This window comes from Psychrobacter sp. WY6, from assembly GCF_018448495.1.
Taxonomy (GTDB): domain Bacteria; phylum Pseudomonadota; class Gammaproteobacteria; order Pseudomonadales; family Moraxellaceae; genus Psychrobacter.
Genome location: NZ_CP049902.1, coordinates 3,181,698 through 3,203,918, shown reverse-complemented (window position 1 = coordinate 3,203,918; position 22,221 = coordinate 3,181,698). Strand labels below are relative to the sequence as shown.

General features: G+C 42.5%; 26 protein-coding genes. 24 read left to right on the top strand and 2 right to left on the bottom strand.

The window, feature by feature from the left end:
* Window positions 1–493: 493 nt before the first annotated feature.
* Entirely contained in the window at window positions 494–835 is a 342-nt protein-coding gene (locus G7Y90_RS16055; protein WP_250164019.1) for a MerR family DNA-binding protein, read from the bottom strand.
* A 255-nt stretch (window positions 836–1,090) separates the two neighbouring features.
* Here G7Y90_RS16055 and G7Y90_RS19350 point away from each other — a divergent pair, with 255 nt between their 5' ends.
* From G7Y90_RS19350 to G7Y90_RS15985, 15 genes are all read left to right on the top strand, one after another.
* Complete coding sequence (locus G7Y90_RS19350; RefSeq protein ID WP_502937373.1) at window positions 1,091–1,297, top strand: hypothetical protein; 207 nt, start codon at window positions 1,091–1,093, stop codon at window positions 1,295–1,297.
* A 1,040-nt stretch (window positions 1,298–2,337) separates the two neighbouring features.
* Entirely contained in the window at window positions 2,338–3,069 is a 732-nt protein-coding gene (locus G7Y90_RS16050; RefSeq protein ID WP_250162900.1) for an OmpA family protein, read from the top strand.
* Window positions 3,070–3,079: 10 nt separating this feature from the next.
* Entirely contained in the window at window positions 3,080–3,298 is a 219-nt protein-coding gene (locus G7Y90_RS16045; RefSeq protein ID WP_349773448.1) for an OmpA family protein, read from the top strand.
* Window positions 3,299–3,403: 105 nt separating this feature from the next.
* Entirely contained in the window at window positions 3,404–3,856 is a 453-nt protein-coding gene (locus tag G7Y90_RS16040; RefSeq protein WP_250162899.1) for a hypothetical protein, read from the top strand.
* Window positions 3,857–3,878: 22 nt separating this feature from the next.
* Complete coding sequence (locus tag G7Y90_RS16035; protein ID WP_349773447.1) at window positions 3,879–4,427, top strand: Ig-like domain-containing protein; 549 nt, start codon at window positions 3,879–3,881, stop codon at window positions 4,425–4,427.
* A gap of 181 nt (window positions 4,428–4,608) precedes the next feature.
* The gene (locus G7Y90_RS16030) at window positions 4,609–5,121 is read left to right on the top strand and encodes a hypothetical protein (RefSeq protein ID WP_250162898.1); all 513 of its coding nucleotides are present in this window, start codon (window positions 4,609–4,611) and stop codon (window positions 5,119–5,121) included.
* Window positions 5,122–5,159: 38 nt separating this feature from the next.
* Window positions 5,160–5,510 (top strand): hypothetical protein, encoded by a 351-nt coding sequence (locus tag G7Y90_RS16025; protein WP_250162897.1) that lies wholly within the window; start codon window positions 5,160–5,162, stop codon window positions 5,508–5,510.
* A 27-nt stretch (window positions 5,511–5,537) separates the two neighbouring features.
* Window positions 5,538–6,554, top strand: a complete 1,017-nt coding sequence (locus tag G7Y90_RS16020) for a Calx-beta domain-containing protein (RefSeq protein WP_250162896.1) — start codon at window positions 5,538–5,540, stop codon at window positions 6,552–6,554.
* Window positions 6,551–8,512, top strand: a complete 1,962-nt coding sequence (locus tag G7Y90_RS16015; RefSeq protein WP_284143765.1) for a beta strand repeat-containing protein — start codon at window positions 6,551–6,553, stop codon at window positions 8,510–8,512. The genes G7Y90_RS16020 and G7Y90_RS16015 overlap by 4 nt, the downstream gene beginning before the upstream one ends.
* Window positions 8,496–8,774 carry a VCBS domain-containing protein gene (locus G7Y90_RS16010; protein WP_284143764.1) on the top strand — a complete coding sequence of 93 codons (279 nt, stop codon included), beginning with the start codon at window positions 8,496–8,498 and terminating at the stop codon, window positions 8,772–8,774. Before G7Y90_RS16015 ends, G7Y90_RS16010 begins: the two co-directional genes overlap by 17 nt.
* Window positions 8,775–9,070: 296 nt before the next feature.
* A complete protein-coding gene (locus tag G7Y90_RS16005; RefSeq protein ID WP_502937372.1) occupies window positions 9,071–11,020 on the top strand; it encodes a hypothetical protein in 1,950 nt (649 codons plus the stop codon).
* Window positions 10,977–12,314, top strand: coding sequence for a hypothetical protein (locus tag G7Y90_RS16000; RefSeq protein ID WP_250162895.1), 1,338 nt, complete (start codon window positions 10,977–10,979; stop codon window positions 12,312–12,314). The genes G7Y90_RS16005 and G7Y90_RS16000 overlap by 44 nt, the downstream gene beginning before the upstream one ends.
* Window positions 12,315–12,472: 158 nt before the next feature.
* On the top strand, window positions 12,473–12,934 hold the full coding sequence (locus tag G7Y90_RS15995; protein WP_250162894.1) for a hypothetical protein: 462 nt from the start codon (window positions 12,473–12,475) through the stop codon (window positions 12,932–12,934).
* A gap of 38 nt (window positions 12,935–12,972) precedes the next feature.
* Window positions 12,973–14,181, top strand: coding sequence for a YbbR-like domain-containing protein (locus tag G7Y90_RS15990; protein WP_250162893.1), 1,209 nt, complete (start codon window positions 12,973–12,975; stop codon window positions 14,179–14,181).
* A gap of 19 nt (window positions 14,182–14,200) precedes the next feature.
* Complete coding sequence (locus G7Y90_RS15985) at window positions 14,201–15,175, top strand: calcium-binding protein (RefSeq protein ID WP_250162892.1); 975 nt, start codon at window positions 14,201–14,203, stop codon at window positions 15,173–15,175.
* A 111-nt stretch (window positions 15,176–15,286) separates the two neighbouring features.
* On the opposite strand, the gene G7Y90_RS15980 is transcribed toward G7Y90_RS15985, so the two are convergent.
* A complete protein-coding gene (locus G7Y90_RS15980; RefSeq protein ID WP_250162891.1) occupies window positions 15,287–16,012 on the bottom strand; it encodes a hypothetical protein in 726 nt (241 codons plus the stop codon).
* Window positions 16,013–16,247: 235 nt separating this feature from the next.
* Here G7Y90_RS15980 and G7Y90_RS15975 point away from each other — a divergent pair, with 235 nt between their 5' ends.
* The 9 genes from G7Y90_RS15975 (at window position 16,248) to G7Y90_RS15955 (ending at window position 22,165) form a co-directional block, all read left to right on the top strand.
* The gene (locus G7Y90_RS15975; protein ID WP_250162890.1) at window positions 16,248–17,321 is read left to right on the top strand and encodes a TolC family protein; all 1,074 of its coding nucleotides are present in this window, start codon (window positions 16,248–16,250) and stop codon (window positions 17,319–17,321) included.
* Window positions 17,322–17,888: 567 nt separating this feature from the next.
* The gene (locus G7Y90_RS18175) at window positions 17,889–18,356 is read left to right on the top strand and encodes a hypothetical protein (protein ID WP_284143763.1); all 468 of its coding nucleotides are present in this window, start codon (window positions 17,889–17,891) and stop codon (window positions 18,354–18,356) included.
* 56 nt (window positions 18,357–18,412) lie between these two features.
* A complete protein-coding gene (locus tag G7Y90_RS18170; protein ID WP_284143762.1) occupies window positions 18,413–19,051 on the top strand; it encodes an ABC transporter transmembrane domain-containing protein in 639 nt (212 codons plus the stop codon).
* Window positions 19,051–19,872 (top strand): ATP-binding cassette domain-containing protein, encoded by an 822-nt coding sequence (locus tag G7Y90_RS18165; RefSeq protein WP_284143761.1) that lies wholly within the window; start codon window positions 19,051–19,053, stop codon window positions 19,870–19,872. The genes G7Y90_RS18170 and G7Y90_RS18165 overlap by 1 nt, the downstream gene beginning before the upstream one ends.
* A complete protein-coding gene (locus G7Y90_RS18160; protein ID WP_349773371.1) occupies window positions 19,757–20,182 on the top strand; it encodes an ATP-binding cassette domain-containing protein in 426 nt (141 codons plus the stop codon). Before G7Y90_RS18165 ends, G7Y90_RS18160 begins: the two co-directional genes overlap by 116 nt.
* Before the next feature lie 31 nt (window positions 20,183–20,213).
* Window positions 20,214–20,576 carry a biotin/lipoyl-containing protein gene (locus tag G7Y90_RS15965; RefSeq protein WP_250162889.1) on the top strand — a complete coding sequence of 121 codons (363 nt, stop codon included), beginning with the start codon at window positions 20,214–20,216 and terminating at the stop codon, window positions 20,574–20,576.
* The gene (locus G7Y90_RS15960) at window positions 20,576–21,139 is read left to right on the top strand and encodes an HlyD family secretion protein (RefSeq protein ID WP_250162888.1); all 564 of its coding nucleotides are present in this window, start codon (window positions 20,576–20,578) and stop codon (window positions 21,137–21,139) included. The genes G7Y90_RS15965 and G7Y90_RS15960 overlap by 1 nt, the downstream gene beginning before the upstream one ends.
* On the top strand, window positions 21,136–21,228 hold the full coding sequence (locus G7Y90_RS19345) for a hypothetical protein (RefSeq protein ID WP_502937371.1): 93 nt from the start codon (window positions 21,136–21,138) through the stop codon (window positions 21,226–21,228). Before G7Y90_RS15960 ends, G7Y90_RS19345 begins: the two co-directional genes overlap by 4 nt.
* A gap of 754 nt (window positions 21,229–21,982) precedes the next feature.
* Window positions 21,983–22,165: a hypothetical protein gene (locus G7Y90_RS15955; RefSeq protein ID WP_250162887.1), complete on the top strand. Its 183-nt coding sequence runs from the start codon at window positions 21,983–21,985 to the stop codon at window positions 22,163–22,165.
* Window positions 22,166–22,221: the final 56 nt, after the last annotated feature.

The window sequence follows — 22,221 nt, the reverse complement described above, 5'->3', positions numbered from 1 at the left end:
AATGTGTTAAGGACTATGGTTCATGAGAATATCAATCATAAAAAGCCTTATAGATCTCTGGTCAATGAATTGACACGTCTGAAATATAGAGCACTTTGTAAGCCAGTCTCTGAAGAAATAAGAACGGTAGGTAATAAATCAATAATAGATCGTCTGGACTAATGACAGTGTGCAGGAATTCAGCACCAGAGGTTAGGATTTCACATGGTTGAAGATGTTATATTGGAAGTTTAAAACCAACTTTGAGTGATAACTTGAATAAAAAATAGCTAGTTTAGCTTTAACGGCAGTTGCGAAAACAAACATCGTATGAAGGGGCAGGCTTTAGAGTAGGTTTGTCTTTATTTACGAATGCTATTCTATACGTTTGGCGCAATTGAATAGCTGGCTGTAGGCTATTAATATCAGTAATCTAGATTTTTTGGATAATCGCAGTGTATTGTTAAGCAGTTCAATATTATTTGAGTGACCTAATCACCTAATAGAATCAGCTCTATTGCTTATTAATGCAAGGTGTTACCTTTAATAGCGCCAGTGCTGCTAGATTCATTAGACGTCGAAACCTCGGACACTCCAAGTGGCTAGGCGCTGTGTAAGTTGCCGCATGTTTCATCCCATCACGGATAGCGACTAATTTTTGAATCATTTCATCCAGTTCAGAGGCTTTGTTCAGCAACAAATATCGATCAACATCTAGAGTTTTTTCAGACCCTAATATCCCAGCAATCTCATCCAATGAAAATCCTGCAACACGTCCTAAAGCAATCAAGGACATAAGCTCTAATATATCTTTGCTGAAAACTCGGCGGATACCTTGCCGACCAACAGAGCGAATTAGGCATTTTTTCTCATAAAATCGTAACGTTGAAGTAGGAGACCAGACTGTTTAGTAACCTGCGAAATATCTATAATGCCCTCTGGACTTAAAATTGTATGCAATCATCACATTGATATTGAAACCAGTAAGAGAGTCATCATGGATAACGTCGTTTTTATAATATTAATCGGTATTGGCGCTACCGCTGTAATGGACTTATGATCATTACTCAGGAAGTATTTATTTAATATTCCACCGAGCAACTGGGGAATAGTGGGGCGTTGGATTGCTTACATGGGTCAAGGGCGGTTCCGTCATGACGCTACTGCAAAATATAATACTATTCATGGTGATCTTTTTATTGGGTGGAAAGCCCATATTTTACGGACAAAAAAAGCCCCAATCGTGAGATTGGGGCTTTCTAAATATTTGGTAGGCATAAGCAGACTCGAACTGCTGACCTCTACCATGTCAAGGTAGGTCGACCAAATCTTATAATATAACATTATCTTACATACATTGATTCTATTGGCTTATAGCTATTATGTGGTTAAAAAGTGGCAAAGTAAATTAGTATAAGATAACGTCTAGCACGTATTTGGGCACTATAATTTTATAGTCTTTTTACCTCCACTCTATCCTAGAGACTCAATTCATATTATATTTTTAATTGGATTTGCATCTTTTACCTAATACTACACTTGATTAAATGGACGAATTCCAAAATTAAGGTGCATCGAATACATAGTCTAATCCATGCGTAATATGCAAAGAATAACAGCGTTAATCACCTCATGATTTGAGGAAACGATGAAGCATGCCATCTATAACTATAAGATCCGAATGGACCAAATGGCAGTGGTCAGATAAAAGCTATTGCCTCTTATCAGTCATTTGGCGATATTACAAGGCAGCTTACTGGGGAAGCTATCAACCTTAGGGTTGACTTAAATTTGGAAGCTAGCCTGAAGCGATTACCTTGGAAACTTTCAAAACCTTGGATATAGAAGAAAAGCAATTAAACGTTTAACAGGTTCGCTCTTCGGTTGCTGGTTACTTAGGGGTGGATGATAGCAATATGTATTTTGCTACCCTCAAGATTGATGCAGTGATAGAAATGGTGCATGAGGTAAATTACCATTACAGTTTTATAGGTCAGATAAATGACAATTAGTATTAAAATTATTTGTGCTCTTCAAAACAATATTGTATTTCAAGCGTTGACGAGTTAATTAATATTTGAGAATTAAGGATCAATTTACCCTATATAATAATAGAGTATAGGCTTTATTGCTTGATGAATATTATGAAATCTAATACCTGATGAGTGGTTGAAAATAGGGTATGAGCGGATAGAATAAATAAGTGTAATCTTATATTATAAGTATAGTAAATATAATTAACGTTCCACTAATTTTGAGTTTATAAAAATAAACAGTATGACTATTAAAGCTTTGATTTATAGAGACTTTGATCACCAACACCAACAATCAAATAAAATGAGAAGTCAGGATAATACTATGAAGAAAGTACTAAAAAAATATATTATTGCTATTGTTTTGCCAATAACCTTATTCGGTATGTCTTCTTGCGTTATGACTGATAGTGCTAACAATAATGGTGATAGTCGCCGTATTGATGGTGTTACATGGAGTAATCAAATCAATAGCGATATCAACACTATATTGGCAAAAGAGGTGGCGGCTGACAAAGCACGCTTAGTCTTTATCCGAAAAAATGACAATCATTCCGAGCAAACTAGTGCCAATATCGCTATCAATAATAGATTTCAAGTCAGTTTGCATGCAAATAATTATACTGTAGTTGAATCTTGTGCTGGTATTAACCAGCTGAGTGCCCATGCTACAGGTTTTAAAAATAATAACTTATTGGCTGATAAACAAGATTATGAGCTAGCAGGCGCTCAAACGTATTTTTTCCATATCAATATGAATGAAAAGGGACAAAGTACCTTAGAGCAGATCACCTATAATAGTGCATTGCCGCTGTTAAATGATAAGCGTTATCAGTCCCATCAAATCAGTCGAGTTGTCCCTAATAACTGTCCGCCCCCTGTCATTATCAGACAGCCAGTAACACCAGCGCCAGTTGTTGTAGAGACTCAAGCCCCTGTATTGGCCAAAAAAGTTACTATTGATCTCGAAGTATTGTTTGAAACGGACAAATCCATAGTGCGTCCAGAGTATTACTCAAAAATAACTGAGTTAGCAGAATTCATGAAGCAATCCTAACACGGTAGTAATCATCGAAGGCCATACAGACAGTCGCGCTAGTGATAGCTATAACCAAGCCTTATCACAGCGCCGAGTGAATGCAGTCAAAGAGGTTTTAATCTCGCAGTTTGGGATAGGTGCTGAGCGTCTGACCGCCATTGGTTATGGCGAGTCACAACCAATAGCAACTAATAGTACCACCGAGGGTCGACAGCTCAATCGTCGAGTAGTGGCTGTGGTAGAATAACGTGTAGCCGATAATTGTATTTTCCTTTGGCGACTTAGGTCACCTGATATCAAGATAATTTAGACAGCCTATTTAAATATTATATTAAAAATTAAAGGTAAGAAAATGAATACTATTATTGTCAAAACCAACGATTCAACTCAGACTATTGATCAAGTACAAGTAGTGACCAAGGATGGCACGCCTACTATTATTACCGCTATGGATAAAGTGAATTACGATTTCTATGATACGGCTATTGGTCGTGCCCCTAATCATATTATTACCAAGCGTATAAAAAACGACTTACATGTGTCGTTTGAAGAAGAGGGTCAAGAAAGCGATCTTATTATAGAAGGCTTCTACGATAATCCAGATAGCGCCTTGATCGGAATCGCTGAAGACGGAGAGTACTACTACTATATACCAGATACTGGCGAAACCTACGATTATGTCACTCAGCTAGAGATGGGTGATGTGGAAGGGCAGGCTTTGGGTGGCACAGATTATGTGGCTGCCGCTATACCATGGTGGATACCGGCTGCTGCAGGTCTTGGGCTAGTCGGTATAAGCCGGTAGTAGCAGCAGTAAAGACACACCAATTACTCCTGTTAACCAGCCACCAACTGCCAAAGATGATATTGCTAAAGGCGAAACAGGTCAGCCGGTCATCATAGACGTGGTAGCCAATGATAATGATCCTGAAAATGATTTAGACCCAACAAGTGTCAAACTGATTGATCCGGTTAGTGGCAATGAAATCACTAGTGTCACTGTGGTAGGCGAAGGGGAATGGGTAGTTGATCCTGTCACCGGCAAAGTGACCTTTACGCCAGAGGCAGGCTTTACCGCTGATCCAACGCCGGTTGATTATGTGGTCTCTGACAAAGCTGGATTAAAATCCAATGAAGCGAATATCACGGTTGATTATCCAGTGATGGTCAGCATTAGCGGTACTACAAGCTTGAATGAAACCGCTGCTGATGGCAGTACGAATGAAGCAACTTATACCGTAAGCCTTACGCAACCAAGTACTGAAGATACTGTGATTACTATCACTATCGGTGGTGGCAGCGCTACTGGCGGCGATGTCGATTATACCGCGCCCATTACCCAAGAAGTAACTATTCCAGGGTCAAACTTCCGTTGACATCACCATACCGATCATCGATGACAACTTATTTGAAGGTCCAGAAGATTTTAACGTCGCCGTATCAGGTGTTATATCTAACAATGCCACCATTGATATTGATAACGATACGGTCAATACCACTATTTATGACGATGGCACCACTGATGGCACTAATCCTGTTGATCCCGCTGATCCATCGTTGGGCGATGACACGCCAGTAGTATCTATTAATGCCACTAAAGATACCGCTATTGAAGGGGTAGACAACACCTTAGAATTCAGCGTTACGCAAAGCAATCAGAGTGACTTTGACAGCACAGTTGATGTGAAACTGAATACAACAGATAGCACCATCAATGCCGCTGACATAGCCTCCATCGTCTACACCAATGCTGCTGGTGTTGAGATCACCTTATCGACGACAGCGAAGATACAAGACTTCCTCACCAATGGCGCAAGCGTCAAAATACCAGCGGGCAGCACCAGTGCGCCTGTGATCACCATCACTGTGGTGGATGACAATGTCTACGAGAAATCAGAGGACTTGGTACTTGATATTAATAATGCGGTGAACGCTACTATTGGTACGGATAGTGCGACGGTACGATCCTTGATGAGTCTAATGACCCAACCAATCCAGGTGCCAATACTGAGGGCGATAAGCCGACGGTCAGCGTTGGCAATGCGACAGCGACAGAAGGGGACAACTTAGTTCATAGCGTCACCATTAATGGCGTCACCCAAGCGGATGTGACTTATGACTTTGCCTTAACGCCAGGCAGTGCTACTGAAGGGCTTGGCAATGACTATACCAATACTCCAGTCTTTAGTAATGGCGTCATCAATAATGGCGATGGCACTATTACCGTCCCTGCAGGCGTCACTGACTTTACTGTCAGCTACCCGACCTTGACTGACAACATTCTTGAGAATGATGAAACCACTACGGTTACCATCGGCAATGATAGTGGCACCGGTACCATTAAAGATGCTGGTGATGCCATTCCTGTGGTGAGCATTGAGGCGACCACCGATACGGCAACAGACACGGGTGATTATTCGCATCGTCTTCACCGTATCGCAAACGGGCTTAACCGATAAAGACAGCACCGTCACCGTCAAACTTGCTTGCCAGGCGGCCTTGGTGGCGCAGTAGCGGCAGACATCCTCAATCAAGAAATCGTCTTTACAGACAGCAATGGTGCTGAGACTATTTACACCGTAGCCCAAGCGGTAGCGGGTATTGACATCACCATCCCTGCAGGAGCGACTAGCAACCCAACGTTCACCATCACCCCAACGGATGATGACATCTATGAGCAATCAGAAAGCTTAGGCATGAGCATCACGGGTGCGGTGAATGCCACGGTAGGCACTAGCAGTGCGACGGGTACGATCCTTGATGAAGATGCCACAGATGGCACCCCGCAAGAGGGCGATAAACCAAGCGTTAGCATCACAGCCACTAAAGATACCGCTATTGAAGGGGTAGACAACACCTTAGAATTCAGCGTTACGCAAAGCAATCAGAGTGACTTTGACAGCACAGTTGATGTGAAACTGAATACAACAGATAGCACCATCAATGCCGCTGACATAGCCTCCATCGTCTACACCAATGCTGCTGGTGTTGAGATCACCTTATCGACGACAGCGAAGATACAAGACTTCCTCACCAATGGCGCAAGCGTCAAAATACCAGCGGGCAGCACCAGTGCGCCTGTGATCACCATCACTGTGGTGGATGACAATGTCTACGAGAAATCAGAGGACTTGGTACTTGATATTAATAATGCGGTGAACGCTACTATTGGTACGGATAGTGCGACGGGTACGATCCTTGATGAGTCTAATGACCCAACCAATCCAGGTGCCAATACTGAGGGCGATAAGCCGACGGTCAGCGTTGGCAATGCGACAGCGACAGAAGGGGACAACTTAGTTCATAGCGTCACCATTAATGGCGTCACCCAAGCGGATGTGACTTATGACTTTGCCTTAACGCCAGGCAGTGCTACTGAAGGGCTTGGCAATGACTATACCAATACTCCAGTCTTTAGTAATGGCGTCATCAATAATGGCGATGGCACTATTACCGTCCCTGCAGGCGTCACGACTTTACGTCAGCTACCCGACCTTGAATGACACATCTTGAGAATGATGAAACCACTACGGTTACCATCGGCAATGATAGTGGCACCGGTACCATTAAAGATGCTGGTGATGCCATTCCTATCGTTGACATTGAGCGACCATCTCCAAGCCACGAAGGCACGGGTGATTCCATCGTCTTCACCGTATCGCAAACGGGCTTAACCGATAAAGACAGCACCGTCACCGTCAAACTTGACTTGCCAGGCGGCCTTGGTGGCGCAGTAGCGGCAGACATCCTCAATCAAGAAATCGTCTTTACAGACAGCAATGGTGCTGAGACTATTTACACCGTAGCCCAAGCGGTAGCGGGTATTGACATCACCATCCCTGCAGGAGCGACTAGCAACCCAACGTTCACCATCACCCCAACGGATGATGACATCTATGAGCAATCAGAAAGCTTAGGCATGAGCATCACGGGTGCGGTGAATGCCACGGTAGGCACTAGCAGTGCGACGGGTACGATCCTTGATGAAGATGCCACAGATGGCACCCCGCAAGAGGGCGATAAACCAAGCGTTAGCATCACAGCCACTAAAGATACCGCTATTGAAGGGGTAGACAACACCTTAGAATTCAGCGTTACGCAAAGCAATCAGAGTGACTTTGACAGCACAGTTGATGTGAAACTGAATACAACAGATAGCACCATCAATGCCGCTGACATAGCCTCCATCGTCTACACCAATGCTGCTGGTGTTGAGATCACCTTATCGACGACAGCGAAGATACAAGACTTCCTCACCAATGGCGCAAGCGTCAAAATACCAGCGGGCAGCACCAGTGCGCCTGTGATCACCATCACTGTGGTGGATGACAATGTCTACGAGAAATCAGAGGACTTGGTACTTGATATTAATAATGCGGTGAACGCTACTATTGGTACGGATAGTGCGACGGGTACGATCCTTGATGAAGATGCCACAGATGGCACCCCGCAAGAGGGCGATAAACCAACGGTCAGCGTTGGCAATGCGACAGCGACAGAAGGGGACAACTTAGTTCATAGCGTCACCATTAATGGCGTCACCCAAGCGGACGTCACCTATGAGTTTGACTTATCAGGCGTCACCGCCACTGACGGCGATGATTACAGTAGCGATCCTACTGATCTCGTCTTTAGTGATGGCGTCACTTATGATCCAGTCGCGGGCACCATCACCGTACCTGCAGGCGTCACTGACTTTACCGTTACTTACCCGACCTTGAATGACACTATCCTTGAGAATGATGAAACCACTACGGTCACTATTGATGGGGTGATTGGCACTGGTACGATCTTAGATAATGATATCGCACCGACATTGACAGTCGAAGATAACAGCGTCATAGAAGCGACTGGTGCTAATGTTTCAGGTAGCTTTAATATAACCGATCCACAGAGTGTTACAGCACTGACTGTCAGTGGTCAAGACGTTACCAATGCTACGACCACATCGGTCATTATCACTACTAGTTTAGGTGAACTGGTAATCACTGGATATAACGCAGTAACAGGTGAACTCACTTACGAATATACCGAGAACGGCAATGTAAAAGATCATGACGTGCCTAATCGTGAAGTTTTTGACCAGTTTGCAGTAGAGTTAACCAACACAATTGGCGATAAAATCAATGACACCTTAGATATTGAGATTATCGATACTGTACCTACTGCAAATGATGACAAAAACACTATTAGCGAAGAAACAGATATCGTTTCCGGTAACGTTCTTACGTCAACTGGTGCAGCGACCGATGATGTGGCTGATGATTTAGGTGCAGATGCAACCACGGTAACGGCAGTAGAGTTTGGGAGTACTACCAGTACAGTTGATAGCACAGCACCGACTCTAATTCAAGGCAATTTTGGGGAGCTAACACTAGATGCGAATGGCGAATATACCTATGATGTTGATAATGCCGCTATACAGTATTTGGCACTAGGTGAGTTTGACCGAAACCTTTGAGTACACCATCACTGATGCTGATACTGATACTGCCAAGCTCACTATCACCATCACGGGCACTAACGACCAACCAACAATTACTGCTGATAGTAATGGCAATATTGCCAATATATCTTTCATCGAACAAACAGATGATTCAATTATTACTCAAAGTGGCACTATCGCTTTCAATGATATTGATACCAGTGATAATCTGACATTGAAATATCTAGAAGCTCAAAATAAGTATGATTTTACTGGCACTACTACTTTAAATCTCTAACGACTGATCAAAAAGCAGCATTAGAAGGTATATTCTCAATAACCCAAGCGACAAACAATAATGGCACTTGGGAGGTTAAAGCAGAAGATACAGATATTAACTTCCTCCCAGCAGGCGAAACCATCACCATACGCTACGCCGTACAAGTCGATGATGGCAATAATATTACAGCGACTAATGGTGGCAACGAGATCAGCACCAGTGAGATTCGCTATGTTGAGGTAACCATTACTGGTACCAATGATGGCATCTCACTAGTAGATGATGTAAAAATCGTTAATGAAGATACGACCTTAATGGGTAATATTCTTATTAACGACGATGACCCTGATTTTGGTGAGACTTTGGTAGTTGAAAGTTATACTTTTGAGCTTACTGATGGTACAACTATTAGCAAAAATGCGGGACAAAGTAGCGACATCTTAGTTGATGGTACTAACTCCATTGGCAATATCACTATTAATAGTGACGGCAGCTATACCTTTAAACCTGCCCCCAACTACAGTGGCAAAATACCAGATATTACCGTTACGGTAAACAATGGTGTTAATGCGACCACCCCACAAACAGGCACTGAAACACTAGAAATCACCGTCAAGCCATTATCAGACATGCCTACTGTAGAAATTGGTGATAAAGTGATTCCAAACAAAGGATCGGAGACAATAACAACCAAGGAGGACACTGAGGTTTCTCTAGGGTTGTCAGTAAAAATAAAAGATAACAAAGACTTAGACACTTCCAGTACGAATGATACACCTGAGCGTATTGGTTTAATTACCTTAAGCAAGATACCTAAAGGAGTAGAGTTAGATTATGGTAGTGGCAGTATTACTACCTCTACTGTCAATCAAACTATTACTATTTTATTAAGTGATGTTCCTACTATTAATGATCCGCCAGGAAAAAATAGTTCGACCATTACTATGTCAAAAGCTGATTTTGAGGCGATGACGCTCACGCCACCTAAAGACAATGCCACAAACATCTCGATTGGTATGTCAGTGACTGAGTATGAAGTTGATGCGGCTGGCAACAAGCTTCCTAATGTAAATGGTGCAAAGGCTGATGCTACTATCAAGGTCGATGTCCAAGCCGTGACTGATAGTAGTAAAAAAAATCAAAGTGGTGATGATGCCAGTAAGTTTGGTTATGATCAAAATGAAGTTGTTGGGGATACTTTAACCGTAACTCTTAAAGAAGGTGAGTCTGTTAAGTTACCGATAACTACTACCTTTGGTGATTTAGGTAGTGCTGCTAAAGGTGATGCTGAGACTTATGGCTTTGTGATTTCGGGTCTAGTCCCTGGCGCCATTATTAATTTTACACCTGCTGGCAGCACTGAGCCGCTTCCCCCATTCATCGCCGATGATAATGGTCAGGTATTGATCGGTATCAATGCTGGCTTAACTGCTACTGATTTTGTAGTCAGTGGTAACTCGGAGCCTAAAATCACTATTCAGACTGGGAAGTTTGATTCTCTAGATATGAATGGCGTGGAAATATCGCTATATACTCAAGATCATGACCCTGATTCAGATATCAAAGATACTTCTGTAGAGCTGATTGGTACAGTAAAAGTAAACCTAACCGTCACTCCAGTAGCGGGTCAAGTTGAACTAGAAAATACAGGTGTTCAGACCAAAGAAGACACAGCCGTCACCCTTGATAAATTTGGCTTTAAAGTACAGGATAATAATAACGGTTCTGGGGCAGAAGTCATTACCCAGATTCAGTTTGAATTACCAGCAGGCTGGACGTTTGCAGACACTACTGGCGCAGGGTCGCAAGTTGGTACGACTGTAACTATTAATATGACTGGTTCACCTGATTTAAGTCAGATGACTGTCACTCCACCACCTCATTCATCCAAAGACGCTGATATTACCTTTACAGTGACCAGCCAAGACACTGATGATGATATTGGTGGTACTACCGTTACTGGCACAGCTACTTTGACCCAAACTGTAGTGGTAAAACCTGTTGCCGAAAGAGTTGGTACGGATACTGATGGTGATGGTGATCCTGATTTAACCATCAACCCTGATCATAACTATGGCATGATAACAGCGTTAGAAGATACTGCTTTTGATCTTAACAATGGCTTTAACCTAAAAGGCTTTTGGAAGAATCAGGACACCTCTGAAAAAACCTTTGCGATACTGACGTTCGGTAATAAGGACGGTAGTAACTTCATTTCAGTTGAAGGAGCGGTATTTACTTATAGATGGCAATGGTTTAGTTAGCCTGACTGATAACGGCAATGGTGTCGATATTCCTATGGAATATTTAGATACTGTCACGGTAACCCCTCCGCAAGACTATAGTGACTTTAACCTTGCTAGTGGTGCTGAGACAGCAGTCAAGGTCGAGGCAAAAACGGTCGATGTTGACGAAGACACTAACAGTACTGTAACAGATGAAGCCATCAGCGGCGAAAGCTATCTAACCTTTGTAGTTAAAGGCGTCGCTGACCCAGCTACTTTAGCCGTCGATCCTGCCGAAGGTGATGAGGATCAAGCTATTGTCGATGGTAATGAGCGTGACACTGCTGCCATGATGACCGATGTAGCTATTGGTGGAGATATCATTCCTACCGATGGTATTCCACTCAATATCCGCCCAAGCTCGCGTGATGATGACGGCTCTGAGACATATGATGTGACTATCTCTGATATCCCAGCAGATGGGCAGCTTTATTATACTAATAGCAACGGTGATACAGTCTTACTTGATACTACTGGTGGTACGGTAGTGATTGAAGATTACAATAATAGCGTAACTGGGTTGTACTTTGTGCCTGCGGAAAACTTCAGTGGCACGGTAAATCTAAAAGTGCAGTCAGTGAGTCAAGAAGAGGGCACTACGGGTAATGCAAGCTCCGTGCTTACTCTGCCTGTCAAAGTCAATGGCAAAGCAGACTTGATAAGTAATGATAAGTTAGCAACTGACACAACTAACATCGATGGTGTGGATTACACACATACCTATATAACTAATGAAGCGACGCTAGATGGTACCGGTAACCATAAGATTGCCTTATCCAGCCTATTCAAGGATGTTGCGGATATCGAGGCTTATGATGGTGACAGCCCAGCTGCTGAGCAGATCAGCTATGTCGTTACCGGTATTCCAGAAGGCTTTGGAATTACAGGTGCAGTATTCTTGGGCGGTAGTGGTGCAGGACGTAAGTGGTCAGTATCACTCGAAGCACTTAAAGATGACAGTGCTAAGCTAACCACCCCTGATAATTTTGCAGGTGAAATCAACTTCACCATTGCAGGTACGACCACAGAGACCGAATCCGGGAACAGTGCGACTCATACTGCAAAAAATATCTCTATTCTTGTGACCCCTGATGCTGCCGATGGCAAGGTAAATAATCCAAAGGTTACGGCGATAGAAGATGAGTGGTCTAAGATAGATTTTGCAGCTGCTTTTGAGACGACGGATGCTTCTAAACCTGCCAATAGTGCAACAGGCTATGAAGCACTTAAGAGTATTATCTTACAAGCTGATGACCTGATTGCCAAAAAATAGAGCTGCAAGTTGATGGGGTAGAAGTAACCCTTATCGCAGGTGAGGAGCTGACTTATAGCGCAAATCAAAAGATTGAAATCAGGTACAACGATGACAAACGTCATAGCGATGATAATGTCAGTATAGATTTTGACTACATTTATACTGATACCGCTGAATTGACTGATGGTTCAGAGATTAGTACTTCTGCAACTGGTAGTGCAACTGTTAACGTCACCTTCCAAGCAGTTACTGATGACCCAGTAATGACTTTAGTTGAGAATGATGTTTCTATTGATAATAGTGGTAGCAATGATACCGCTTCTGTCACTGTTTCATTAACCTCAGCTGATAAGGATGGTTCAGAAAGCTTCACTCGCCTAGAGGTTACCGATGTACCTAATGGTCTGAATGTATTGGGTGGTATCTTGTCAGATGGTATCTGGTATGTTGATGTACCGAATACGGCTATTACTGCGACTGCCCCAACTTATGAGTTAGTGCTAGAACGTAATGATACGACTGATAATATACCCGACGGCACTTTCAGTATTAAAGTGACAGGTATGACACAAGATATTAATGGTCAAGGTCTTGATGGTAAGGAAGCGCGTGCAGAACAAGCTTTGATATTGTTTTAGATAGAACGGCCGGTGGTGATACGCCTGTCAAGCCTGACTTGATAGCCAGCTTCACCAAAAACGATGACAACCCACAGATAGAGGATGTCAGCTTTGTTCTTGGTGATATCCTAGACGCGACCTTAAATCCTGTTACCGCCAGTACTGTTGGTGCTTATACTTTCTCCTTAACTGATTTACCAGTAGGGACTGAGATATCAAGTACCAATGCAGACGTGATTGTACAGCAGATTGGTGGTAAGTGGATTGTTAGTGTTGACGATGCCAGTAACCTCAGTCCAGAAGACGCCCTTGATGCGGTAACAGTCAAACCGCCAAAAGACTTTAGTACCAATATCACAGGTGGTAGTCAAGACTTTGCCTTTAATGCCAACTTTACCGCTTTGGATAGAGACGGTGGCGAGGAGAGAGTGCAGATTAATGGTGTCAGTATTGAGGTCAAGCCTGTTACTGATCCAATGGATGCTAATGGTAAAACAACCACGGTGGCAACTGATGAAGATACTAGCGTTGACATCAACATTAACCTAAAGAACAGTGCTGATGGTGATTATGTCGTACTGATTGATGGCAAGCTCTACATTCAGGTCAATGAGTCTGATTTGAAGACAGGTACTGGTCCTGCCGGAGTGCTGACTGATGCCAATGGCGTTCCGCTAGATGAAGTGACATTGGGTGATAATGATGTCGATGGTATTCCTGCGGGTACGTACTATGAGCTTGATGTCGGTATTAATCCTCCCGATAACGTCACAGTCAAATACACGCCCGCCGAAAACGCTGATGGTAGCGCTACCATCACTGTCAACACCGCTCACAAGGAAGCGACTGATGTTCCAGGGTATGATAGTGGTACGGTAAGCTATGAGCATCAATATACCGTTGAGGTCTCAGCACAGCCAGACAATCTAAGCATCACTGATAGTGGGAGTCTGTCAACAGCTACCGCTACTGGTGCTGAAGATACTAAGGTGGCTATTGACTATAAAATTACTAATATCGATGAAGGTGATAAGGCTAGCGCTATTACCTTAGACAATATCCCTAATGGCTATCTGGTTTATTATACTAATAGTAGTGGTGTTGACGTTTTAGCGAGTAATAATGGTGGTTCAGGTGACAATAACTCATGGTCTATTGATGCTTCTAAGTTGAATAAATTAATAGCGGCGAAGAAGGCGAGACACCGAATATCTTTATCAAGGCTCCTGAAGATGTCAGTGCTGTTGTCCCTAATATCGAGATGAAGGTCGTTATGACAGTGGCATGATCAGTGATCCGCTAGTGATTGAGCTTAATGTGCAGCCCGTTGCGGATGGAGTGAAATTCGATCCATCGGCGGTGCTTGGTGCTCAAGGCAAATGGACGGCTTTAAACCTAAACGCTGTTATGAAAGATACGGATGGCAGTGAAACGGTCACTATGGTCATTACTGGTAATGGAGCTGATTTAAAAGAGGGTATGCTGCGTATTAAAGTTAAAGGCACAACTGAGCCGTTAGATGCCGTTTGGAATGCAGCTGATAAGAGTTATACCATCAGTGGTATCACTCCTGAGCAGATTAATGCCTTACAGATTCAATCCTCAGTAGCCCTAAAAAGTGATCTTGATTTTGCTTTCAGCACAGTGGATACGGCAGGTACTATGACGGATACCTCAGAGCCTATAGAAAAGCAAGTATCTATTGATATCGCCTTTACTAATAAGTTCAATGGTACTGCTGAAGACGACATCCTAGATGCTTCGGGGCAGTCATCACCGGTGAATTATAAAGGCGGTGCTGGTGATGATATTTTAATCGGCGGTAGTGGTAATGACTTCCTCGATGGTGGTAGTGGTGCTAACATGCTACAAGGTGGTGGTGGTAATGACAGGTTAGTGTTCTCCGAAGATAACCTACTGATGGATGGTGGTGCTGATTTCGATACTTTGTTGATCAACGTGGCTAATACCAGTATTGATTTTGGTAACTTTGATAGTAGTGTGATTGATAATATGGAGGTGATTGATATGACTGGTAATGGTGCGCAGTCATTGACTAATCTCAGTACCAGTGATGTCATCGCCATGACTGATAGTAATAATCAGCTATTTATTAATGGTGATAATGCTGACCAAGTATCTTTAACAACAGATTTTGTTAAAAAACAAACGTCTGATCAAGCCGGCTACAGTCAGTATCAAAGTACGACAGATTCAACGGTTACCTTATATGTAGATACAGACATCACTATAATATAAGCAGAGTGGTTAAAAGTTACTTACCTTAGGATCAGCTACCTTGTTGTCTACTCTTTGAATGACGAAAAGCCATAATCAATTATGGCTTTTTGTTATTTAAAATTACGAGGCTTATTGATTAGTCGGTGAACCTTCAGCGGCCTGAGCGTCTTTAGCAGATCCTTTTTTAGGAGGTAATGAGGTGATCGGTGTAATAGGGTAATCGTGCTGAACCCTAGGTGTATTATCGCTTGGAGTTTCGCTAGCTTTAGGTAGGTGATGCTGTTGAATTTGACTCTGATTGCGTTTTTTTACCTCATCAATGAGTTTAGAGAGTTGTTCATTATCTTGATCAATGTCTTTATCTAGCTGTTGATACTCTTGGGTTTGTTTGAGTTTATATTCAGCCTGGGCTGGTGTTTTATTAGTGGTGGACTCTACGTCAGTTATGATATTGTCGTTTTTTGATAAAGTTACTGTTGGCGCTACTGTATCTCTGCTATTAGTTATGACTTCGGGTTTTTGCTTCGATGTAGTACTTTCATTAGCTGAGGTATTATTAGTACTGACGGAGGCAGAGTTTTTTTTATGACTATTGACGCTTTTTGAAGACTCTATTTGGTCTATCAAATCCTTTGGATTGGCAGCAGATAGCTTTTCATCTGCCACCATAGCTGCCGATACTGACTGTTTATTATCGGCAGTAACAGTCGGTACAGTGATGGGCCGCTCTTTATCAAACACTGTAAAGTAGATTACAATGCCAACCACAATATGTAGCAGTACTGCCAAGACAATAGCTAACATCGATTTATCTCTTGGTCTTACCGGTTTAGTTGGTGGTAAAGATTTAGGCATATATTTGATCCTTAAGGCAGCTTTAAGGGAGTAATGACTGGTTATCACTATAATAATTGTTCTAGTACTATATCGGTTATAATTATTATTACCTATATAAAAATGTCCTATAAGATGAGGGTAATGCCATGATGCGCGATTTATATCTCTTTAATTTACCTACCGCAGGATTCAGCATATCAGAATGACTATTTATTCACATCTTCCAGCCATAAGACCAGCTCTTACTATAGTAGTGCTGACTAAACGTAACTGGCAGCGGCTGTCAGTTGGTATGTTATATCTAACGTTGTCTGGATTAATGTCTAGCTTAGCTAGCGCTAGCAGCGCCGATACCAATATGAATCAGCTTATCAATCAAGCGATTCAAAGCCATCCTTTGGTAGGTTCAGCTCGCTCTGAACAGCAAGCTACTACTGAGAGTATTAGAGCTGCGAAACTGAATCTGTTACCTTCTCCTACAGTATCATCAGGCTATGATCGCGATGACGGTATGGTCTCACAGCTACAGATTAGACAGTCGTTATGGACAGGAGGTAAGCTCACCGCCAATGTCAATCAGGCTATTTTCGATGATAAAGCGGCAAAAGAATACACTTATGAGCGGCAGAACCAAGTAGCAAAAACCACGATAGAAGCTTGGCAAAGTTATATGACTGCGCTGACCAAGCAAGGGGTTTATTTTGATAGTTTAAAATTGTTGACCGAGTTTGAAGCTATGATGCAGCGCCGAGTTTCACAGGGAGTTTCTGCTCGTATTGAATTAGATTTGGTGACCAATCGTATTTTGCAGGAACAAAATGCCTATCAATCTGCGGTTGAGCAGCAGCGTATTGCTATCGCCCGCTTGCAGCAAATTACTGGTCTTAGACTATCAGAAACTGATTTGCCAGCGCCTAACTTGGCCGAACTTGTCAATCAAGCCAAAGGTTATTCGCAAGCTTTTGAGAGAATGGCCTTTGATCAAGCTAGCTTTTATAATCCTACGGTGGTCAAAGAGCATTATCAGGTTGAAGCGGCAAAGCAGGGAGTTATGGCCCTACAGTCTGCACGCTATCCTACTTTTTACGCCCAATATGAATACGATTACTATCACGATAGTGATTCTAATGATAATGAAGGCGAGTTTTCAGTCGGTCTAAGTTACGATCCAGGGGCGGGTCTGTCTAATCTAGCGTTAGCTAAAGCTTCGGAGTCTCGCGTACAGAGTTTGTGCAATCAAAAGAGGCATCAAGAAGACTGGTGCTCGAAACCATACAGACCCAATACCAACAGTTTGCTAGTGCCAAAGATCAAGAACGCTCATTAATTGCGGCAGTCGCCGGCGCCCAAATTGTTGTTAGTTCTTATCGTCGGCAGTTTATCGCGGGACGTAAGTCTTGGCTTGAGGTATTGAATGCCGTACGTGAGCACTCTCAATTCATCTACAGTTGGTTGAGACGAGAGCTTCTATTATTGCCTCTTATTATAAGTTGCAGGTTGATTTTGGTATGATGTCTTGGCAACAGTTTGATCAAAGCCGTCAATCAGACCTCTCTTAGACCAATAGACTCTGTCAAAAGCTGGTTAGTCAAACCAGATGCCGGTAATTCTAAATCCATTATGACTACGCCGACTCTAGTGGCAATTAATTAGTGTCGTCCCTACAGAGGAGCAGACTATGACATCGATAGACAGTCAAAACGGTTTTCAAACTTACTCTTCTAGAAGTTAGTGATAGCGATGACAGCAACTACGATGAAGCTATTTTGTATGATCAGCGTTTTAGACAGACTCAGTCAAAAATCATATTGAATGACGCTATTGAATAAAATAATAGCTGTTCATCGCATAATCTGAGCGTTTATAAATAGTTAACTAATGAGATACCATCGTTATGAGCTCTTCTCTACCTGCCTCGAATAATCAAACGCCTGATAGTCATCTACCGCCTGATACTATTGATATGTCTAATCTGCCTGCTCAATCCGAACTTATAGAAATAGAGAACGCTTCATTCGTGCTAGCCTCTCAGCTATCAGCCGCGCTGCATGCTTTATTGACGCAACAAGGCTATCCTATTGATAGCGTGCGTTTACATGGGGTTATCAATCGACAGCGTGAGGATTTACGAACGATTGCGGGTATTATTAATGTGCTACAGCAGCTCGATATAGAGCAATTGCCAGAAGTGCTACTGGCTCCGGACGCTGCCTTTTTACCGCTGCTTGCATTACATCCTACTGAAGGTTGGGGCATTATTCGTCAACAAAATCCACAAGGGTTATGGCGCTTTCAGCAGTCCGATAATACCATCGCCTATAGCAGTGATGATTTTTTACACTTGCTACGTATTCGTCGCTAGAGGATGAGCCTAGTAAACGTAAGCAAGTCTCTTTTGATCAACTCCTCAAAAAAGATTTGAAAAATTATCGCGGCATCGTTGTTGAAGCTGTAGTTGCTTCCTTCTTGATCAACATGCTAGCACTAGCGGTATCGTTATTTTCGATGCAGGTCTATGACCGCGTCATTCCTACTCGTAGCGAATATACGCTTATAATCCTAGCTAGTGGGGTGGGCTTGGTCATTTTGTTCGAAACTTTTATGAAGTTTGCGCGCTCAAAGATTATGGACAAGGTAGTAGTCAATCTTGATCAATATCTATCGCGTGAAGTATTCCAACGCTTATTGAATGTTCGTATCGATCAGATGCCAGGATCGGTGGGTTCGATGGCCGCGCAATTACGCGGTTACGAGCAAGTTCGTGGGTTTTATACCGCAAGTACTTTATTTGGTTTAGTCGATATTCCGATGGCCGTTATCTTTGTGACTTTGATTGTGGTGATCGGTAATCCTTTGGTCGCTTTAGTTCCTATCGTAGCGGCCATTATCGCCATTTTGTTAGGTATCGGCGCTCGCAAAAAGATCGATAGTATCGCCGCTGTTGGGGCGCAGGCCTCTTATCGTAAGACTGGTATTTTGGTTGAGACGGTAGAGGGGGTTGAGACTATCAAAGCTGGCGCTGGTAATTGGAAGTTTTTATCACGCTGGCTCGATTGATGAATATCACCACCAAAAATGATCTCGATATGAAGCACGCCAATGACAATTTGAGTTATTTATCGCAGATGATTCAACAAACCAGTTATGTGGGAATTGTGATTGTCGGCTCGTTTGTGGTGATGTCTGGTGACATGACTATGGGCGGCTTGATTGCGTGTTCTATCCTAGGCGGTCGTATTCTAGCGCCGATTATGAGTATTCCTAATCTACTCGTACAGCATTCTCATGCCAAGGCTGCCAAGCTCAATATTGAACAGCTATTCTCCTTGGAGCAAGACAACCATGGCGTCAGCCACCCTTTATCACCCAGTCGCATTATGGGCAACTTCGTTCTAGATAAAGTTAGCTTTAATTATCAGAATAATGACCAACCAGCCTTATCTATTAATACACTAAAAATCAATGCTGGCGAGCGCATTGCAGTGTTAGGGCCGATTGGTTCAGGCAAGTCGACTTTACTCAAGGTATTATCAGGACTATACGCACCATCGCAAGGTCGTATACTACTAGATGGGCTAGACATTCAACAGATTAGTCGTGCATCTCTAAGTGAGCAAGTCGGTTATCTGCAGCAAGATCACCGACTATTTGAGGGAACCTTACGAGAGAACTTATTAATTGGGCTACCAGCTCCTAGTGATGACGTAATGCGTGATGCCCTAGTGCAAACCGGCTTGATTAAGCTAGTCGCTAGTCATTCAAGTGGCTTGGATTTGCCGATTAGTGAGGGCGGTAAAGGCTTGTCGGGGTGGGCAAAAGCAGCTAGTCGCTTTTACTCGTCTAATACTGACCAAACCTTCGATATTACTGATGGATGAGCCAACCGCGTCGATGGATAATCGCCAAGAGTTAAAATGTATTGAGGTGCTCAAAAAAGAATTTGGTGAAGATCACACGCTCATTGTTTCCACTCATAAGATGCCCTTACTCCAATTGGTTGATCGTATTATTATTATGGATAATCAAAAGATTGTCATGGATGGACCTAAAGATCGAGTGCTTGAGCAGCTAAAAGCCAATGAAGCGCCACAAAAAACTAATAAAATGTCAGCGAAAGTCAGTAAGCCACAAGTGCGTGTTATTAGCCAAAAATCCTCAAGTATTGAGTTAAAAACTGATGATGAGTAATGCCATCACTATCATAATTTAGGTTGAGATCATGAATCAATATCAGTATAAAGCTCAAGACCCTAAAGTTGGGCGTACTCGTATCATTATTTGGGGCGCACTCTTTGGTATTATTGCCTTAGTAGTTTGGGCTTATTTTGCCCAGATTGATCAAGTTACGCGGGCAACGGCAACCGTTATAGCAAGCGCTCGCACCCAAGACATTCAAGCCTTGGAGGGTGGTGTCTTGACTGAGCTTTTGGTCAAAGAGGGAGACGAAGTCAAAAAAGGGCAGCTAATTGTCACCTTAGAAGAGGAGCGCGCGCAAGCAGCCGTTGCTAACTCTGACTCCAAAATTGCTGCGCTCAAAGCTCGTCTAGCAAGGCTAGAGGCCGAAATATTGAGCGTGAATTAGTGTTTCCTGATGAAATTAAAGCTTATACAAAGTACGTTGAAAACCAAAAGCAACTCTATAACCGTCGTCGTCAAGCTATCGATCAAGATGTCAGCTCCTTACAGAAGATGATGGTACTTGCCAATCAAGAACTGAGCATGAATGAGCCGCTATTAGCATACGGTGATGTCAGCCAAGCGGATGTAATTAAGCTGCGCCGGCAAGTAGCAGATATCCAAGCACAAATCACTAATAAGCGTAATAAGTACTTCGAAGAGGCACAAGCGGAGATGACCAAAGCGCAAGAAGAGCTAAATGTAGAGTTAGAGCAGCTACGAGATTATAATCAGGTATTAGAAGAAAAAAAACTATTTGCTCCTACAGAAGGTAAGGTTAATAATATCTTAATTACCACTATTGGCGGCGTTGTGAAACCTGGTGAAGTTATTATGGAGATACTACCGACCAGTAGTGATTTGATTGTCGAGGCCAAAATTAGTCCTATAGATATCGCTTATGTAAAAGAGCAGCAGGAAGCAACGGTCAACTTGATGCTTATGACTACTCAATATTTGGTGCGATGAATGGTACAGTGGTGTATATCAGTCCCGATACGCTTATGGAGCAGACACCAAAAGGAGAAGAGCCTTACTACCGCGCGCAAATAAGATAACAGGGGCTGAGTTTGCAGGTCGTGGTGATGAGATTGTAATCAAGCCAGGAATGACCGCTTCAGTTGATATAAAAGCGCAACAGCGTTCAGTACTGTCCTATCTGACTAAGCCATTGACCAAAACCTTCTCTGAAGGCTTAGGTGAGCGTTAGGTTTTATTATGGTTGAGATATATCCAACACGTAGTGTCAGACTTTCAATGTGTGCTTACATTCGCCCAGAAAAAGATAAGCTCTTTAGACGTGTGCAGTTCGCTCAATATTTACAGGGATCTAAAATTTTTTTACTTGGGGAGAGTTTGACGGTATAAGGGTGTTTTTCATTTAAACGTTACTTAATGATCTTGAAGCTTGGGTTGATGTTAATAAGTTTAACTTACCTATTATTCAGATTCGTATACTGAGCTGACCTCTGCTATCGAATCCGTAGACATTAAATTGTGGGATTACCATTTTTAAAAAGTCTGATTTACCTCATTTTTATCGCTATTTAGCACTCCTTATTCTCTCTAAACTCCATGATAGCCTTCATAAAATTTGTCTACTTAAACTAATCATAGTTTAAAAGAGTAACTAACTAGAAAATCAAGAAATTTAGTCTTATTTCACTATCAAATCAAACTAATGTGAATTACTATAGTATTAGTATTAGTATTAGTATTAGTATTGTTAGTTAATGTTACCTGCCTAAAACAAAACCTCTCCCGCATAAGAAAGCTTTCTTAATTTATAAGAAGGTTTAATAAGGATGTCTAATGACACAAACAACTCAACTCGTCTTGCAAAAAGATAACGTCAACTTGATTAATCAAGTATTAAATAGCAACCAACCTACTATAATAGCGGCTGAGGAAGGCATGCAAATCGCTTTAGTAGATGCTAAAACGGGTCAACCAGCTAAAAAATTAAAAGCTAAAAAAGTAGCCGATGATTATTAATTGCAGATGAAAATGGTGAAACGTTACTGACCATTGAGGATTACTATCTAACCGAT

What these genes read in the sequence shown, in the direction of transcription:
- G7Y90_RS16040 (WP_250162899.1), top strand. Translation starts at nt 3,404, where the DNA reads ATGAATACTATTATTGTCAAAACCAACGATTCAACTCAGACTATTGAT.
- G7Y90_RS15980 (WP_250162891.1), bottom strand. Translation starts at nt 16,012, where the DNA reads ATGCCTAAATCTTTACCACCAACTAAACCGGTAAGACCAAGAGATAAA.
- G7Y90_RS16005 (WP_502937372.1), top strand. Translation starts at nt 9,071, where the DNA reads ATGGGTAATATTCTTATTAACGACGATGACCCTGATTTTGGTGAGACT.
- G7Y90_RS15955 (WP_250162887.1), top strand. Translation starts at nt 21,983, where the DNA reads ATGACACAAACAACTCAACTCGTCTTGCAAAAAGATAACGTCAACTTG.
- G7Y90_RS15965 (WP_250162889.1), top strand. Translation starts at nt 20,214, where the DNA reads ATGAATCAATATCAGTATAAAGCTCAAGACCCTAAAGTTGGGCGTACT.
- G7Y90_RS15985 (WP_250162892.1), top strand. Translation starts at nt 14,201, where the DNA reads ATGATCAGTGATCCGCTAGTGATTGAGCTTAATGTGCAGCCCGTTGCG.
- G7Y90_RS18175 (WP_284143763.1), top strand. Translation starts at nt 17,889, where the DNA reads ATGAGCTCTTCTCTACCTGCCTCGAATAATCAAACGCCTGATAGTCAT.
- G7Y90_RS16015 (WP_284143765.1), top strand. Translation starts at nt 6,551, where the DNA reads ATGACACATCTTGAGAATGATGAAACCACTACGGTTACCATCGGCAAT.
- G7Y90_RS19345 (WP_502937371.1), top strand. Translation starts at nt 21,136, where the DNA reads ATGAATGGTACAGTGGTGTATATCAGTCCCGATACGCTTATGGAGCAG.
- G7Y90_RS16050 (WP_250162900.1), top strand. Translation starts at nt 2,338, where the DNA reads ATGAAGAAAGTACTAAAAAAATATATTATTGCTATTGTTTTGCCAATA.
- G7Y90_RS18165 (WP_284143761.1), top strand. Translation starts at nt 19,051, where the DNA reads ATGAATATCACCACCAAAAATGATCTCGATATGAAGCACGCCAATGAC.